This window comes from Sphingomonas parva (ex Maeng et al. 2020) (assembly GCF_004564275.1).
GTDB lineage: Bacteria > Pseudomonadota > Alphaproteobacteria > Sphingomonadales > Sphingomonadaceae > Allosphingosinicella > Allosphingosinicella parva.
In genome coordinates this window covers 233,097-247,890 of sequence record NZ_SPDV01000001.1, presented here as the reverse complement: position 1 = coordinate 247,890, position 14,794 = coordinate 233,097, and the positions used below count along the sequence as shown (strand labels likewise).

Below are 14,794 nucleotides of genomic sequence, written 5' to 3'. Positions count from 1 at the left end.
AGGATGATCGATTTGAGGGCCTCGGCCGCGGAGCTGACGAGCGCACGCACGGTCGACCGCGGTCGCGAGCGCTACCTGCGCGCCATCGGGCCGCATCGAAAGACGTTCCTCGACGATCAGGTCAAGCTCAACGATCCCGGCGCCAGCCTCTTCCTGATCAACACGCTCGCCAGGGACGGATGGAACGGGCTGCTGCATTATTATGAGGCCGAGGTGTGGCGGCTGCGCGGGCGCCGCGGCGACGACGCGGCGGCGGCGAATGCTTATGCGGCCGCCATCGCTTTCCCGGATGCTCCGCCGGAGGCTTGGCGGGCGCACGGCTACGCGCTGCTGAGGAGCGGTCGGCGGGAGGAGGGCAGAGCGGCGCTCGGCCGCTATCTGGCGCTTGCGCCGACGGCTCCGGACGCCGCGATGGTCCGGCACACGCTCAGCCAGTGAGAGGAGGACGAGGGATGCGCCGTTGCTTGTGCTCGCCGGGGCTCGCGGCGCTGGCACTGTTGTCGGGCTGTGCGGGCGGCGGTCTCGGCCTCGGCCGCTACTCGCTGGTGCGGCCGGAGCCGGAGGCGGTCGCGCGCGACACCATGTTGGTGACGCCGACCATCGCCTGGAACAAGGCGCCGCGGGGACGCTACGACATCGATCGGGAGGAGAATTGGACGCTGAACGGACCGCTGCTCGACGGCCTCACCTTCATCGGCGGGCTGGAGAACGACAAAAGGATCGTCCGCCAGCGCAGAAAGGCCGATCGGCTGGTTCCGAACTTCCGCGCCGACATGTCGCCGCAGGACATCGCCGCAATGATCGAGAGCTTCTACCGAATCCGCGGCGGAGCGACGCGCTTCGAGATGACCGGGCTCCAGCCGCGTACCTTCCTCGGCCGCTCCGGTTTCCAGTTCGACTACACCCATCTCGGCGGCGACGAGGTCGAGCGCCAGGGCAGGGCCGTGGGCGCGATCATCGACGGCCGCTTCTACCTGGCGCTCTTCGACGCTGCGAAGATGCACTATTTCCCGGCCGGGCTGCCGGAGTTCGAGCGCATCGTGGAGAGCGCGCGGCTCAGGGGCTGAGGCGGTGCCGATAGGTCAAAGGACCAGCTGGACCCGCTTTCGGCACGCGCCTATTCACTGCGGATGGGCCCTGCCTGGCTGCTCAACATTGCCCTTCTTGCGGTCACCGTCCTAGCGATGGAGGCCGGCGCCTGGGCCGTCCACCGCTACGTCATGCACGGCTGGGGATGGGGCTGGCATCGTTCGCATCACGAGCGACGCGAGGGCCTGTTCGAGCGCAACGATCTCTACGGTTTGCTCTTCGCCATGATCAGCCTGCTGCTGTTCCTGGTCCTGCCGGCCTTGTGGCCGCCGCTCTGGTGGGTGGCCGCCGGTACCCTGGTCTACGGCCTGCTCTACACTCTGCTCCACGACGGGCTGGTGCATCGCCGGCTGCCGTTCGTCAAGCCGCCGCGGCGCGGCTATCTGAAGCGGCTGGTGCAGGCGCACCGGCTTCACCACGCGACGCGGGGCCGCGAAGGCGCCGTCTCGTTCGGCTTCCTCTACGCGCCGCCCGTCGCGCGGCTCCGCGGGGTGCTGCGCGCCCGGAGCGGATCGTGAGCCCGCAACGGCAGACGGCGATCGGCCTTGGTCTCACCGCCGCGATCGTCGGGGCCTGGGCCGCGCTGCACGTCTATGCGGTGTTCTTCTTTCCGCTGGCGAAGGGCGGTGTCCCGGCCGCGGCCCTGCTCGTCGCTTTGCTCTGCTGGCTCGACGTCGGCCTGTTCATCGTCGCGCACGATTGCATGCACGGCTCGCTCGCCCCCGGCCGCCCGAAGCTCAATCGCGCCGTGGGACGCCTCGCGCTGGCGCTTTATGCCGGCTTCTCCTTCGATCGCCTGCGGCCGAAGCATTTCGAGCATCATCGCCGGCCCGGGACCGCTCACGATCCGGACTTCTCCGTCTCCCACAAGAGCCGCTTCTGGGGATGGTATGCGGCTTTCTTCCGCCAGTATTTCGGGCTTCGCGAGCTGGCGGTGCTCAGCCTGCTCGTCGCAATCTACCTGCTGCTCGGCGCGCCATATCCCAACCTGCTGTTGTTCTGGGCGACGCCCGCGATCCTCTCCTCGCTCCAGCTGTTCCTGTTCGGCACCTATCTTCCCCACCGGCCCGGAGCCGGGCGTTTCCCCGACCGGCATCGGGCGCGGAGCAACGGCTACGGCACCCTCGCGTCGCTGCTCAGCTGCTTCCACTTCGGCTATCATCACGAGCATCATCTCGCCCCCCAGCTTCCCTGGTGGCGCCTGCCGGCCGAGCGGGCGCGGCGGCTCAGCCCAGCCCCGCCTCGATGAGATCGGCGGCTCGGACGACGCCGCCCGCCTGCGCTATGTCTTCGCCGATGCGCCGCGCGGCAGCGGCATGGCCGCCCTCCAGAACGCGGGCGATCGCCGCGGCGAGCCGCTTGCGCGAGGCGCGCATCGGCGGGACGGTTTCCCCGGCGCCGGAGCGGGCGATGCGCGCCGCGATCGCCGCCTGCTCGAAGGCGAGCGGCAGCGCGACGAGCGGCTTGCCGCGGGCGAGGCAGTCGAGGACGGTGTTGAACCCGCCGTGGGTGATGCACAGCGGCGCGCGGTCGAGCACCGCCTCCTGGGGCAGGTAATCGAAAGCGTGGACCTCGCCGGGCAGGCGCGCGACCTGCCTCTGGGTCAGGCGGCCGCCATGGGTGAGGACGAGCGGGAGGCCGAGATCGGCGCAGGCCGCCGCGACACGGGCGAACAGGCGCGCCCGCCAGCCCTGCAGCGTTCCGAACGTGCAATACAGGAATTGGCGGCCGTTTAGCGCCGGCAGCCGGAAGTCGGACGTCTCGTTGTGGCGGAACGGCCCGAGGTAGTGGAAATGCGGCGGCAGTGCGCGTCGCGGGAAGTCGATCGACGGGACGGCCTGGGCGAGCTGCAGGCGCCTGGAGAAGCAGTCCTCCAGCCGGCGTCGCGGCTCCAGGCCCCAGGCGTCCGCCCGGCGCGCGATGGCGCGGCCGAGCGGGCGCATCAGGACGTCGCTCACCGTCCAGCCGCCGCGGTTGCGGCGGAGTCCGCTCGCCGAGGGATCGTAGCGCCAGCCGACGAAAGGCGGAGGCACGCCGGCCTCCCGGTTCATCGGCAGGGCGCAGGCGACGCTGGCGAAGGGAAGTTCGAGGTGCTCCGCGATCAGGCCGCCGGCGGGCTCGAGCTGGTCCGCGAGGATCGCATCGACGCCGAGGTCCCTGAACAGCGGCGGCGCCTCGCGGCAGAGCATTTCCATCTGGCGCGCCATCTCGCGCACCGTGCCCCCGATCCGGCGATGTTCGCCGGCGGAACCCGTGGGGAGCGGCACGAAAGCGGCGCCGTGGCGGGCGGCGAGCGGCTGCGCGCCGGCGTGGTGGACGAAGGTCGCCCTGTGGCCGCGCGAGACGAGCTCACGCGCCAGCGCGGCGAGCGGCCCGTAGTGGCCGGCGAGAGGCGGGGCGATGATCCCGAAATGCATTCAGGCGGTGGCGGCGCCGGCGAGCGCGCCCAGCATGACCGCCGCCTTGGTGCGCTTGGGCACGACCACCCTCTCGTCCCAAGCCGCGGGGCCGAGGGCCCGAACGCGGCGGCCGATCCGCCCATAGATGCCGGCGGCCGCGAGCACGGCCCAGCGCGCGCGGAAGGGCAGGCGGGGGATGCCGGCGCGGGCCGAATGTTCGTAGCGCTCGGCGAGAATGCAGAGCCGGGCGGCGAGCGCGACGAGGGTGGCGCGGTGCTCCGGATCGAGCAGGCGGTCGCGCTCGACGCCCGCCTCCGCCAGCCAGTCGCTCGGAAGGTAGCAGCGGCCCGCGGCGTGATCCTCCTTGATGTCCCGGGCGATGTTCGAAAGCTGGAAGGCGATGCCGAGGTCGCAGGCGCGTACCAAGGTCTCGTCGTCGTCCGGAGGCACGCCCATCACCACCGCCATCATGCAGCCCACCGCGCCGGCGACGTGGTAGCAATAGAGGAGCAGATCGTCCTCGGTCCGGGGCGACCAGCCGCGCTCGTCGAGGGCGAAGCCGGCGAGATGATCGCGGACATAGCCGTGCGGTATCGGACATTCCGCGAGCACTGCGCCCAGCGCGTCGAACGGCAGCTGCCCTGTCGTTCCCCCGGCGAGGACGGTTTCGGTGAGCGCCGAAGCATCCGCCATGGCCGCGGGGCCGACGCTGCCGCCGCGGCCCAGCTCCTGGCCGTCGCACACGTCGTCGCAGTGACGGCACCAGCAATAGAGCAGCCAGGCGCGTTCGCGAATGGTTCGGTCGAACAGCCGGCTCGCCATGCGGAACGACTTGGAGCCTTGGCGGATCGCCTGCTCGGCGGCCGCGACCAGCGCGTCCCGGGTCATCGGCCGAGCGCCTGCAGCATCAGGCCGGCCGTCGCCTTGGCGCTGCCCACGACCCCGGGAATGCCGGCGCCCGGATGCGTCCCGGCGCCGACGAAATAGAGGTTCGGGATCTTCGCATCGCGATTGTGGACCCGGAACCAGGCGCTCTGGGTGAGCCGCGGCTCGAGGCTGAAGGCGGAGCCGAGATGCGAGTTGAGGTCGGTCTCGAACTGCTGCGGCCCATAGTGGAAGACCGTCTCGAGCCGCTGTGACAGGCCGGGAAGCATCCGCTGCTCGACCATCCTCAGGATGTGCTGCGCATAGGCTGGGCCTTCCCGCTCCCAGTCGAGTGGGGCGCGGCCGAGGTGGGGCACCGGGGCGAGGGCATAGAAGGTCGTCTTGCCGGCCGGAGCGGTTCCCGGATCGGTCGCCGTCGGGTGGTGGAGGTAGAGCGACGGATCGGCGGCGAGGCTCTTGCCGCGATAGATGTCGCCGAGCAGTCCCTGGTAGCGCGGTCCGAAAAGAATGCTGTGGTGCGGCACCTCCGGCCAGCTGCCCGACGTCGAGAAGTGGACCACGAAGAGAGACGGGGAGAAGCGCTTGCGCCGCAGGCGTGCCGCCGCCTGGCGTCCCCGGCTGTGGCCCAGCATATCGTAGGTGCGCACCACGTCCGCGTTCGACGCGACCGCGTCGAAGCGTTCGGACCAGCCGCTGCGCGTGGCGACGTCCCGTGCGCGGCCCGCTTCGTCGACGCCGATCGCGGTGACCGGATCGCCGAGCCGCAGCCTCCCGCCGAGGCGCTCGAAATGCCGAACCATGCCGCGGACGAGCGCGTTGGTGCCGCCGCGCGCGAACCAGACGCCGCCGTCGCGCTCGAGCTTGTGGATCAGCGCGTAGATCGCGCTGGTGGTGAGCGGATTGCCGCCGACGAGGAGGGTGTGAAAGGAAAGGGCCTGGCGCAATTTCTCGTTGCGCACGAAGCCGGAGACGATCGAATAGACCGAGCGCCAGGCCTGATAGCGCGCCAGCTGCGGCGCCGCCTTCAGCATGGCGCGGAAGTCGAGGAATGGCACGGCGCCCAGCTTCTCATAGCCTTCGGCATAGACGCCGGCGGAGTAGCGCAGGAACCGGCGATAGCCTTCGACATCGGCGGGATCGAGCGCCGCGATCTGCTCGGCGAGGCGAGCGTCGTCGTCGAGATAGTCGAAGGTCGTGCCGTCCGGCCAGGACAGCCGATAGAATGGCGAGACCGGCATGAGCTCGACGTCCGCGGCCATGTCGGCGCCGCTCAACGACCAGAGCTCCTTCAGGCAGGCGGGATCGGTGATGACGGTGGGGCCGGCGTCGAAGACGTGCCCGTCCTTCTCCCAGAAATAGGCGCGCCCGCCGGGCTTGTCGCGCGCCTCGACGATCGTCGTCTCCACCCCGGCCGACTGGAGCCGGATCGCGAGCGCGAGGCCGCCGAAGCCGGACCCTATGACGCAGGCGCGGCTCAACGTCCCCGCTCCCGCATCGCGGCCAGAGCACGCCCGACGGGGACCGGCGGACGTCCGCTCAGGATCCGCAGCTTGTCGATCCTGGTCAGCCGCGCCGCGTAGAAGCGGGCGATCGTCGCCTCCGGCAACCGATAGAAATGCTCCAGCACCCGATAACGCTGCTCGGGCTCCGCGGCGCGGAACAGCATCCGGTTGAGCAGCGTGAAGAAGCGCCGCTCTCGCCACAGGGCTTCGGCGCGGGCGCGGAAGACATCGTGCAGGGCGGGGCCCGTCAGCACCGATTGCTCGGTGAGAAGGACGGCGTTGCGCACCGCATCGGGCAGCGAATAGCCGGTGGTCGGGTGGAAGAAGCCGCCGCGCAGCCCAAGCTTCGCGACGGGCGGCGCGGAAGCCGGCCATAGCGCCGCAATGTCGCCGCCGAGCAGCACGGGCAGGACGCCGGTCTCCTCGCCGACCACCTCCGCCTCGGCCCAGCCGGACTGCCCGACATGCGCGTCCAGCCCGGCCCGGATGGCGAGCAGGTCCAGCGCCGGCGAGGTCGAGTAATAGGTGTCCTCGACGAGCAGCTCGGAGGCGCTGAAGGGCAGCGTGTAGAGGAAGCGATAGCCGTCCCGCTGGGCGCAGCGTGCGTCCATGATCACCGGCCGCATGCAGCCGTGCGGATCGCCGGTGCGGTAGATGCGGCCGACGAATTTCTGCCAGGCGAGGTCGAGCCCCGGCGCCGGGGCGGGACCGCGCGCGTCGATCACCGCGGCCGCTTCGATCCGTTCGCCGCCCTCCAGGACGACGTGGCCTGGCGAAACATCGGTCACCTGCCGCGCCAGGCGATATCGCTCCGGCGGCAGCAGCGACCGCACCGCCGCATCGAGGGCGGACGAGCGGACGCTGTTGTAGCCGAAACCGAGCTCACGGCTGCGGCGCGGAAAATGGACGGCGTGCCGGTCCCAATGGTGGCCGACCAGCGGCGCGATCAGCCAGCGATGCGCAGCGTCGACATCGTCGTCGAAGAACGACCAGACATGGTTGCCGCCGAACGCGCCGTGCTGCTCGACCAGGACGAAATCGATGTCGGGGCGGCGTTGCGCGAGCGCGAGCGCCGCCAGGCAGCCGGCAAGGCCGCCGCCGACGATGACGAGATGCGGCGCCGCGCGCGTCACCAGGTCCGGCCAAAAGACGGCATGGCGTTCAAGCGCGCGGCCGGGTAGCAGTCGAGGTCATGGTCCGATCGATCCTCCTGGCCGGCGCGGCCGTTTTCCTCGGCGGTGCCGCGCCCTCGGCCGAGCTCGAGCTCAGGATCGAGCGGCTGCGCAATGCCAAAGGGGTAATTCATATCTGCCTTACGCGAGAGCCGGCGCACTTCCCAGACTGCAAGCGCGATCCCAAGGCGATCACCCGCAGCGTCGCGGCCGACGCGAGCCTCGTCCGCTTCTCCGGCATGACGCCAGGAGCCTATGCCGTCGCCCTCTTTCACGACGAGAATTCGAACCGGAAGCTCGACACGATGCTCGCGATCCCGCGTGAAGGCTTCGGCTTCTCGCGCAATCCCGTGGTGCGCTTCGGCGCTCCGAAGTTCCGGCAGGTGGTCATCGATCTCGGCGCGGGTTTCCACCGCGAGACGGTGCGGATGCAATACATGCTTTAGTCCAGCTTGGTTTGGTCCCGCTCGGCCCCGTACGGAAAGGTGGGGGAAGGATAGGAAGAGAATGCTCGAGCCGCCTGCCTCCGCCGATTACGGACGCCCCCAGACCGGCCCGGATACGGACGTGCGTCCGGCATTGCGGGTCCTGCTCGCGGCGCCTCGCGGCTTTTGTGCCGGCGTGCGGCGGGCGATCGACGCGGTTCGCGACGCGCTGGCGCTGCACGGCGCCCCGGTGTTCGTCCGCCGCGCGATCGTGCACAATCTGGCCGTCGTCCGCGCCCTCGAGGCCGAAGGCGCCCGCTTCGTCGAGGAGATCGACGAGGTGCCGGAAGGCGGCGTGGTCATCCTTTCGGCGCACGGGGTCGCCCCTGCCGTCCGGACGGAGGCAAGGGCCCGCGGCCTCATCGTCTACGACGCCGTCTGCCCCCTGGTCGCGAAGATCCACCGCGAGGTCGAGCGGCACCATGCGAGCGGCCGCCGCGTCCTTCTGATCGGGCACGAAGGCCATCCCGAAATCGTCGGAACGCTCGGCCACTTGCCGGAAGGGGCGGCGGTGCTGGTTCGCAGCGCCGAGGACGTCGCGTCGCTGGCCCTCGATGACGAGGATGAGATCGCCTATGCGATCCAGTCGACCTTCTCGGTGGAGGAGGCAGCCGCGGTCGTCACTGCGCTCGAAGCGCGGTTCGAGCGCCTCGCCGGGCCGCAGGGCAGCGACATCTGCTACGCGACGACCAACCGCCAGGCGGCCGTCCGCGAAATCGCGGGCCTGGCCGACGCCGTGATCGTCGCCGGAGAGGACTTCTCCTCCAACGCCCGGCGCCTCGCCGAGGTCGCGTCGCACGCCGGCTGCCCGTCCGTTCAGCTCGTCGCGGAAGCGGCCGCGATCGACTGGACGGCACTCCGCGCCGGATCGACGATCGGCCTCACCGCGGCGGCTTCGACGCCGGAGAGCAGCGTGGCGGGGATCCTCGACGCCCTGCGCAGCCGCTACGATGTCGAAATCGCGCAGGTTGCGACCACCACGGAAACCACCAGCTTTCGAAGGGTCGCGGTGCCATGCTGACCCGCCACGCCCAACCGCTCCCGGAGATCGGCGCGTCGATGCGCCGGACACAGGCCGACATCGACCTGCTGTTCGAGACGCTGCTGCCCGACCCGGACGACGCGCGGCGCCGGCTCTATCGTGCGATGCGCCACGCCGCCGTCGGCGGCGGAAAAAGGCTGCGGCCGCTGCTCGTCGAGGCCTGCGCCGGCCTGTTCGACGTGCCGCGGAGCAGCGCGCTGCGCGCCGGGCTCGCGGTGGAATGCATTCACGTCCATTCGCTCATCCACGACGATCTGCCGTGCATGGACGACGACGATTTACGCCACGGCAAGCCGACGGTCCACCGCGCCTATGACGAGGCGACCGCGGTGCTGGCCGGCGACGCCCTGCTTGCCTTCGGGTTCGAGATCCTCTCCGATCCCGCCACCCATCCTTCCGCCGAGATACGCTGCGAGCTGGTTCGCGAGCTTGCCGCCGCGGCGGGAGCGGGGGGTATGGCGGGCGGGCAGATGCTCGATCTGCTCGCCTCCGGCGGAATGCCGGACCTCGATTCGATCAGCCGCCTGCAGCGCCTGAAGACCGGCGCGCTGATCGGCTGGTGTCTCGAGGCCGGCGCGATCATGGGCGCCGCGCCGGCCGAGCTTCGCACCGGCCTGCGCGGCTACGCCCAGTGCCTCGGCCTCGCCTTCCAGATTGCGGACGACCTCCTCGATAACCAGGGCGACGAGGCCAAGGCCGGCAAGCGGCTGCGCAAGGACGAGGACCAGGGCAAGGCGACGTTCGTCTCGCTGCTCGGCGCCGAGCGGGCGCGCCGGCAGGCCGACATGCTGGTCGAGCAGGCGATCGCACACCTCCACGCCTTCGGGGAGCGCTCCCGCCTGCTGCGCGAGATCGTCGAGTTCGCGGTCAGGCGAGATCGTTAGCCATCCAGAACGCGGTTATCGGCCTGCTGCGGGAGCAGCGACTGCTGCAACCGTCGGAGCAGAACGATTTCAACATCGTCGATACGGCCCAGATCTCCGCGGCCGTCTCCGGCTCGGTCCAGGTGCTGACCGTCTTCCTCGCGGCGATCGCCGCGATCTCGCTGATCGTCGGCGGCGTCGGGATCATGAACATCATGCTGGTCTCGGTGACCGAGAGGACGCGCGAGATCGGCATTCGCCTCGCGATCGGCGCGCGGTCCCACGAGGTGCGGCTGCAGTTCCTCGCTGAAGCGGTGACCCTCTGCTGCATCGGCGGCGCCCTCGGGATCGCGGTCGCGCTCGGCACGTCGATCGCCATTGCGAAGGCCGCGAGCGTTCCGTTCGCCTTCGATCCGGCGATCAATCTGGTGAGCTTCGGCTTCTCGGCCCTGATCGGCATCATCTTCGGCTACGCGCCGGCACAGCGGGCCGCCGCGCTCGATCCGATCGTCGCGCTGCGCCACGAGTGAGCGGGCGGACCGCTGCCCTCAGGCGGAGGCGGCGACGGTGAGCAGCCCGGCGGCGATGAGGACCGAGCCGCCGATGCGCTGCGACCACAGCCGAACGTCAGGCCCCTTGAGGAACCCGGCGATCCAGCTCGCCGCCACGGCGTAGAAGCCGTCGCTGAGCGTGACGACGGCGCTGAACGTCGCCAGCAGCAGCGCCGCCTGCAGCCAATAGCCGTGATCAGGCGAGATGAATTGCGGAGTGAAGGCGACGAAGAAGATGATCGTCTTGGGATTGATCGAGGTGATTGCGAACGTGCCCCAGAACGCGGTGCGCGGCCGGATCGCGCCCACGTCCCGATCCGCCACCAGCGAGCCGCGGCGGGCGGCGAGCATGGTGTAGCCGCCGAGCACGACCAGATAGGCAGCGCCGATCCACTTCAGCAGGAAGAACGCACCGGGCGAGTCGGCGAGCAGGACTCCGACACCGACCAGCGACAGCGCCATCGCCACGGCATTGCCGAGGGTCGCACCGAAGACGGAGGCCAGAGCGGTACGAAGACCGGCGGTCAGCGCGTAGCCGACGATGCTGGTGACGCCGGGACCCGGCAGCAGTCCCACGATCAGCGAGGCGATGGCGAATCCCGCCCACAACTCCCCATTCATGCGTCGCCCTCCGGGTAGCGGGCACAAGCGAGCCGTGGCGCCAGGATAGCGCCACGGCGCCCGCCTCGCCATCCTCGCAATGCCCTGCTCGCGCGGCGACCGAGTGACAGCTGCGACATTCCGCGACACTTTTCCGCCGATGCGGACAAAGTTGCACGACAGGCGGGGCGCATCTGTCTCTCAACGCCGGAAACGACGGCGCACAGGAGACAGACCATGAAGACTCTGAAGAAGATCATCCTCGCCGGCGTCGCCGCTTCGGTCGTCGCCGCCCCCGCGGCCGCCGCCCCGTACGGACGCGATTACGGCCATGCCAGCGATCGGGGCCGCGTCGAGCGGGTGCAGACCACCAAGGTCGTGCAGCGGAACAACGGCCGCCAGGTCGTGAAGGTGAAGCAGGTCCAGAGGCGCGACAGCCGCCAGGCGTATCGCAACTGGCGCAAGGGCGAGCGCTTCGACAGCCGCTACGCCAGCAACTACCGGATCATCAGCAATCCGCGCGCCTACCGGCTACACGATGCGCCGCGCGGCTATCGGTGGGTCCAGTCGGGCAACGATGCGGTGCTGGTCGCGATCACCAGCGGCATCATCGGCGCCGTGCTCGGCAACATCCTCTGAGCGAGGGAAGGCCCCGGGAGCGATCCCGGGGCCTTATTGCGAATGTTTCGCAAAAAGCTTGCAAATTGTCCCGGAGGCGGCATGAGTGCGACGCTCAGCCCAGCGAGGTAACATGGCAGGACAGACGACTCTCCGGCTCCGCAAGATCTGGTTCCAGGTGCACAAGTGGATCGGCATCGCGCTCGCGGTGCTGATCATTCCGATTTCGCTGACCGGCTCGGCCCTGGTGTGGCACGACGCCTTGGACGGAGCTCTGAACCCGGAGCGGCGGGCCACCAGCCCGGCGACGCTGCCGGCCTCGGCCTACGAAGCGGCGGCGCGCAAGGCGCTGGCGCCCGGCGAGACTCTCGCCAGCATCGCCTTTCCGGATGGCAAGGGCGCAGTCGTCGCCACCGCGACGCGCGCTCCGGCGCCCGGCGGCGGCCGTCCCGTCCGGACCCAGATCTATCTCGACCCGGCGAGCGGTGCAGTCGTCGACCGCGCGAGCAGCAACGAAGGCCTGGTCCACGTCTTCCACGTGCTTCACGGCTCCTTGATGGTTCCCGGCGTTGGACGGCAGATCGTCGGCTGGATCGGTGTCTTCATGCTGCTCTCGTCGTTGACCGGCCTGTGGCTCTGGTGGCCGGTGACCGGCAGCGTCTCCCGCGGCTTCCGCTGGAAACGGCAGCCCACGACGAGCGCGAATCTTCATCACCTCACCGGATTCTGGATCGCGATCCCGCTGGCGATGCTGTCCTTCACCGGCGCCTGGATCTCCTTCCCGGCCTTCTTCGCCCAGATCTCCGGCGATCCCGCCGGTCCCTCGCCGGCGGAACGGATGCGGCGGATGGCCGCCGTTCCCGCGGCCGAGACCCGCATCGACGTGGACGTGGCCCGGGTGCTGGCGGAGCGCTTCGCCAACGGTCCGCTCGCGACCATCACCTGGCCGGCGGGCAAGGAGCCGAAATGGAAGGTCGCGTTCCGGGGCCCGGGCGGTATCGCCGAGGTGAGCGTCGACGACGCGACCGGCAAGGCGAGCCCGCCGAAGCCGCCGCAGCCCGAGACGACCGCGCGGTTGATGCGCCGGCTCCACGACGGGACGGGCATGGGGGCGATCTGGCAGGCGATCATCTTCGCCGGCGGGATCATCCCGGCGCTGCTCGCCGTCACCGGCATCATGATGTGGTTGCGCACCCGCCGCTGGCGCGGCGAAGTCGCCCGGCGCCAGGCGGCGAACCGCGCCGTCCCGGCGGAGTAAGACGGAGAGAGGCCGTGCGCCCGGCGCACGGCCCTGAGGACGAAGCATGGCGAACGAGCCCCACATCCTGCTGGTCGACGACGAGCGCGACATCCGTGAGCCGCTGGCGGCCTATCTCGGGCGCAACGGCTATCGCGTCACCAAGGCCGACAATGCGGCGGCAGCCCGCCAGGTGCTGGCCGCTCACGCGATCGACCTCATCCTCCTGGACGTGATGATGCCCGGCGAGGACGGTCTCGCGCTCACCGGCTTCGTTCGCGCCACGAGCGGCACGCCGGTGATCCTGCTCACCGCCAGGGCGGAGGAGACCGACCGGATCGTCGGGCTGGAGCTCGGCGCCGACGATTACGTCACCAAGCCGTTCAGCCCGCGCGAGCTCGTCGCCCGGATCAAGGCGGTGCTGCGCCGGACCGAGGGGAGCGGCAAGAGCGTCCACGCGCCCGATGCGGACGGCTATGCCTTTGGTCCCTGGGTGCTCCGTACCGGCGAGCGGGAGCTGGTCGACGCCGGGGGCGTCGCAGTGCCGCTCTCGACCGGCGAGTACAATCTCCTGCTCGCTTTCGTCACTCACCCGAAGAGGGTGCTCAGCCGCGACCAGCTGCTCGACCTCAGCCAGGGACGCGAGCTTGCCGCCTTCGAGCGCAGCATCGACAATCACATCAGCCGGCTGCGACGGAAGATCGAGGCCGATCCTTCCGATCCGAAGCTGATCAAGACGGTATGGGGCGGCGGCTATACCCTGGCCGCCGATGTCCGGCGGCTGTGAAGCGCCTCTTCCCCCGCAGCCTGATCGGCCAGATGGCGCTGCTGATCGGCGGCGCCCTGCTGATCGCGCAGCTGGTCAATTTCGCGCTGATCCTCAACGAGCGGCAGAAGCTGAGCCTGGCGCAGAACCAGGGTCCGGCGATAACCCGGTTCGCCGCCGTGGCCAGCGACTTCGGACAGGCTCCCGCCGAGTTCCGGACCGCGGTGCTCGAGGATTCCTCGCGACGCGGCGCGCGCTTCAGCCTCGATCGGCAGAGCGCGGTCCCGGAGAGTGCGGGGAGGGAAGGGGCGATCGAGACTCGGGTGGCCCAGGCGCTCGCCGCCAACGGTGTCCGGGCCGCGGAGGTGAGGGCGGCGTTCGGCGGCGAGCTTCGTCCCGATCCCGCGCCGCGCGCGGCCCGGCCGCACCGAAGCCCCGGCGGCCCGGTGCTGGTCATCTCCGCCCGCATTGGCGCCGGCGCGTGGCTGAACGGCCGGCTCGTCACGCCGCGTCCGGACCCGTGGCTGACGGTGCGCCTCGCCGCCGCGACCCTGCTGCTCTACCTGATCGTCCTCGGCGCGACTTTGTTCATCGCGACCCGGCTGGCGCGGCCGCTGCGCGACCTTGCCGGCGCCGCGGAGCGGTTCGGCGGCCGCGGGGAGCCGATCTCCGTCACGCCGCGCGGGCCCGGCGATCTTCGCCGCGCGATTGACGCCTTCAACGCGATGAACCGCCGCGTCGTCACCCTGCTCGACGAGAAGGACCGGATGCTCGGCGCGATCGGGCACGACCTTCGCACCCCGCTGGCGTCGCTGCGGATCCGCGCCGAAGGCGTCGAGCCCGAGGCGGAGCGGACCCGCATCGTCGCCACGATCGAGGAGATGAATGCGATGCTCGAGGACATTCTCGTGCTCGCGCGATCGGGTCGCGACCGCGAGGAGCAGAGAGCGGTCGACGTCACGGCGCTGGTCGACGCCCTGGTCGAGGAGTATCGCGAGCTCGGACGCGACGTGTCCCTGGACGAGGACGCCGTGCGGCAGGTGCTCGACGTGCGGCCCAATCTCCTGCGCAGGGCGGTGCGCAACCTGATCGACAACGCGGTCAAATACGGCGGGTCTGCCCGGGTCTCCGTGCTCCGCAGCGACGCCGCGCTGGAGATCGCGATCCGCGATGCGGGCCCCGGGATCGCCGAGGACCGGCTGGCCGCCGTGCTCGAGCCGTTCGCCCGTCTCGAGGAATCGCGCAGTCGCGACACGGGCGGCAGCGGCCTCGGGCTCGCCATCGCTCGGGCGGCCGCCGAGGCGCACGGCGGCACCCTCCGCCTTGCCAATGCGCCGGAGGGCGGCCTGGTGGCGACGCTCGCATTGCCCGCCTGAGGCGCAGAGGGCGGCGCCGAGAAAGCGGAATGGCGCACCTTGCCCCTTTTGCCGGGGCTGTTATAGAGCCGGCCGACCGGCGGCCTAAGCGGGCGTGGCGGAACTGGTAGACGCGCTGGATTTAGGTTCCAGTATCGCAAGATGTGGGGGTTCGAGTCCCTTCGCCCGCACCAGCCTCCGCCGCCCGCCTTCGGCGCGGCCGCCTTATC

At 70.4% G+C, this 14,794-nt stretch carries 16 protein-coding genes, 1 tRNA gene and 1 pseudogene; 13 read left to right on the top strand and 5 right to left on the bottom strand.

Translation table 11 applies throughout. The annotated features are described in order from the left end of the window. The 4 genes and pseudogenes from E2493_RS20980 to E2493_RS01115 all read left to right on the top strand — a co-directional run. A pseudogene (locus E2493_RS20980) lies at positions 1-438 on the top strand (M48 family metallopeptidase); the annotation flags it as partial. 14 nt (positions 439-452) lie between these two features. After that, entirely contained in the window at positions 453-1,067 is a 615-nt protein-coding gene (locus E2493_RS01125) for a hypothetical protein (RefSeq protein WP_135082842.1), read from the top strand. A 63-nt stretch (positions 1,068-1,130) separates the two neighbouring features. Further along, positions 1,131-1,607, top strand: a complete 477-nt coding sequence (locus E2493_RS01120; protein ID WP_135082840.1) for a sterol desaturase family protein — start codon at positions 1,131-1,133, stop codon at positions 1,605-1,607. Then, the gene (locus tag E2493_RS01115) at positions 1,604-2,338 is read left to right on the top strand and encodes a fatty acid desaturase (protein ID WP_135082838.1); all 735 of its coding nucleotides are present in this window, start codon (positions 1,604-1,606) and stop codon (positions 2,336-2,338) included. The genes E2493_RS01120 and E2493_RS01115 overlap by 4 nt, the downstream gene beginning before the upstream one ends. Here E2493_RS01115 and E2493_RS01110 read toward each other — a convergent pair. Genes E2493_RS01110 through crtY form a run of 4 tightly spaced genes read right to left on the bottom strand, consistent with a single transcriptional unit; the run spans position 2,316 to position 7,008 of the window. After that, positions 2,316-3,506 carry a glycosyltransferase gene (locus E2493_RS01110; RefSeq protein ID WP_135082836.1) on the bottom strand — a complete coding sequence of 397 codons (1,191 nt, stop codon included), beginning with the start codon at positions 3,504-3,506 and terminating at the stop codon, positions 2,316-2,318. The genes E2493_RS01115 and E2493_RS01110 overlap by 23 nt on opposite strands. Further along, complete coding sequence (locus E2493_RS01105; protein WP_135082833.1) at positions 3,507-4,376, bottom strand: phytoene/squalene synthase family protein; 870 nt, start codon at positions 4,374-4,376, stop codon at positions 3,507-3,509. It abuts the gene before it with no gap. Further along, entirely contained in the window at positions 4,373-5,851 is a 1,479-nt protein-coding gene (locus E2493_RS01100) for a phytoene desaturase (protein WP_135082832.1), read from the bottom strand. Before E2493_RS01100 ends, E2493_RS01105 begins: the two co-directional genes overlap by 4 nt. After that, complete coding sequence (gene crtY / locus E2493_RS01095; protein WP_225421064.1) at positions 5,848-7,008, bottom strand: lycopene beta-cyclase CrtY; 1,161 nt, start codon at positions 7,006-7,008, stop codon at positions 5,848-5,850. Before crtY ends, E2493_RS01100 begins: the two co-directional genes overlap by 4 nt. A gap of 59 nt (positions 7,009-7,067) precedes the next feature. On the opposite strand from crtY, the gene E2493_RS01090 reads away from it, so the two are divergent. From E2493_RS01090 to E2493_RS01075, 4 genes are all read left to right on the top strand, one after another. After that, positions 7,068-7,493, top strand: coding sequence for a DUF2141 domain-containing protein (locus tag E2493_RS01090; protein WP_135082828.1), 426 nt, complete (start codon positions 7,068-7,070; stop codon positions 7,491-7,493). Between the two features lie 61 nt (positions 7,494-7,554). Continuing rightward, entirely contained in the window at positions 7,555-8,553 is a 999-nt protein-coding gene (gene ispH, locus E2493_RS01085; RefSeq protein ID WP_135082826.1) for a 4-hydroxy-3-methylbut-2-enyl diphosphate reductase, read from the top strand. Beyond that, the gene (locus tag E2493_RS01080) at positions 8,547-9,458 is read left to right on the top strand and encodes a polyprenyl synthetase family protein (RefSeq protein ID WP_191992944.1); all 912 of its coding nucleotides are present in this window, start codon (positions 8,547-8,549) and stop codon (positions 9,456-9,458) included. The genes ispH and E2493_RS01080 overlap by 7 nt, the downstream gene beginning before the upstream one ends. Positions 9,459-9,580: 122 nt before the next feature. Beyond that, entirely contained in the window at positions 9,581-9,967 is a 387-nt protein-coding gene (locus tag E2493_RS01075; protein ID WP_318531668.1) for an FtsX-like permease family protein, read from the top strand. A gap of 18 nt (positions 9,968-9,985) precedes the next feature. On the opposite strand, the gene E2493_RS01070 is transcribed toward E2493_RS01075, so the two are convergent. After that, positions 9,986-10,609, bottom strand: a complete 624-nt coding sequence (locus E2493_RS01070) for a LysE family translocator (protein WP_135082822.1) — start codon at positions 10,607-10,609, stop codon at positions 9,986-9,988. 216 nt (positions 10,610-10,825) lie between these two features. On the opposite strand from E2493_RS01070, the gene E2493_RS01065 reads away from it, so the two are divergent. The 5 genes from E2493_RS01065 to E2493_RS01045 all read left to right on the top strand — a co-directional run bounded on the left by E2493_RS01065 (position 10,826) and on the right by E2493_RS01045 (position 14,758). Next, on the top strand, positions 10,826-11,227 hold the full coding sequence (locus tag E2493_RS01065; protein ID WP_135082820.1) for an RcnB family protein: 402 nt from the start codon (positions 10,826-10,828) through the stop codon (positions 11,225-11,227). Positions 11,228-11,339: 112 nt separating this feature from the next. After that, positions 11,340-12,464 carry a PepSY-associated TM helix domain-containing protein gene (locus tag E2493_RS01060; protein WP_135082818.1) on the top strand — a complete coding sequence of 375 codons (1,125 nt, stop codon included), beginning with the start codon at positions 11,340-11,342 and terminating at the stop codon, positions 12,462-12,464. A gap of 46 nt (positions 12,465-12,510) precedes the next feature. After that, complete coding sequence (locus E2493_RS01055) at positions 12,511-13,230, top strand: response regulator (RefSeq protein WP_135082816.1); 720 nt, start codon at positions 12,511-12,513, stop codon at positions 13,228-13,230. Further along, a complete protein-coding gene (locus tag E2493_RS01050) occupies positions 13,227-14,585 on the top strand; it encodes an ATP-binding protein (RefSeq protein WP_167737326.1) in 1,359 nt (452 codons plus the stop codon). Before E2493_RS01055 ends, E2493_RS01050 begins: the two co-directional genes overlap by 4 nt. An 88-nt stretch (positions 14,586-14,673) precedes the next feature. Next, positions 14,674-14,758 (top strand) — tRNA-Leu (locus E2493_RS01045). Positions 14,759-14,794 lie beyond the last annotated feature (36 nt).

What these genes read in the sequence shown, in the direction of transcription:
- E2493_RS01125 (WP_135082842.1), top strand. Translation starts at nt 453, where the DNA reads ATGCGCCGTTGCTTGTGCTCGCCGGGGCTCGCGGCGCTGGCACTGTTG.
- E2493_RS01120 (WP_135082840.1), top strand. Translation starts at nt 1,131, where the DNA reads ATGGGCCCTGCCTGGCTGCTCAACATTGCCCTTCTTGCGGTCACCGTC.
- E2493_RS01110 (WP_135082836.1), bottom strand. Translation starts at nt 3,506, where the DNA reads ATGCATTTCGGGATCATCGCCCCGCCTCTCGCCGGCCACTACGGGCCG.
- E2493_RS01105 (WP_135082833.1), bottom strand. Translation starts at nt 4,376, where the DNA reads ATGACCCGGGACGCGCTGGTCGCGGCCGCCGAGCAGGCGATCCGCCAA.
- E2493_RS01090 (WP_135082828.1), top strand. Translation starts at nt 7,068, where the DNA reads ATGGTCCGATCGATCCTCCTGGCCGGCGCGGCCGTTTTCCTCGGCGGT.
- ispH (WP_135082826.1), top strand. Translation starts at nt 7,555, where the DNA reads ATGCTCGAGCCGCCTGCCTCCGCCGATTACGGACGCCCCCAGACCGGC.
- E2493_RS01080 (WP_191992944.1), top strand. Translation starts at nt 8,547, where the DNA reads ATGCTGACCCGCCACGCCCAACCGCTCCCGGAGATCGGCGCGTCGATG.
- E2493_RS01070 (WP_135082822.1), bottom strand. Translation starts at nt 10,609, where the DNA reads ATGAATGGGGAGTTGTGGGCGGGATTCGCCATCGCCTCGCTGATCGTG.
- E2493_RS01065 (WP_135082820.1), top strand. Translation starts at nt 10,826, where the DNA reads ATGAAGACTCTGAAGAAGATCATCCTCGCCGGCGTCGCCGCTTCGGTC.
- E2493_RS01060 (WP_135082818.1), top strand. Translation starts at nt 11,340, where the DNA reads ATGGCAGGACAGACGACTCTCCGGCTCCGCAAGATCTGGTTCCAGGTG.
- E2493_RS01055 (WP_135082816.1), top strand. Translation starts at nt 12,511, where the DNA reads ATGGCGAACGAGCCCCACATCCTGCTGGTCGACGACGAGCGCGACATC.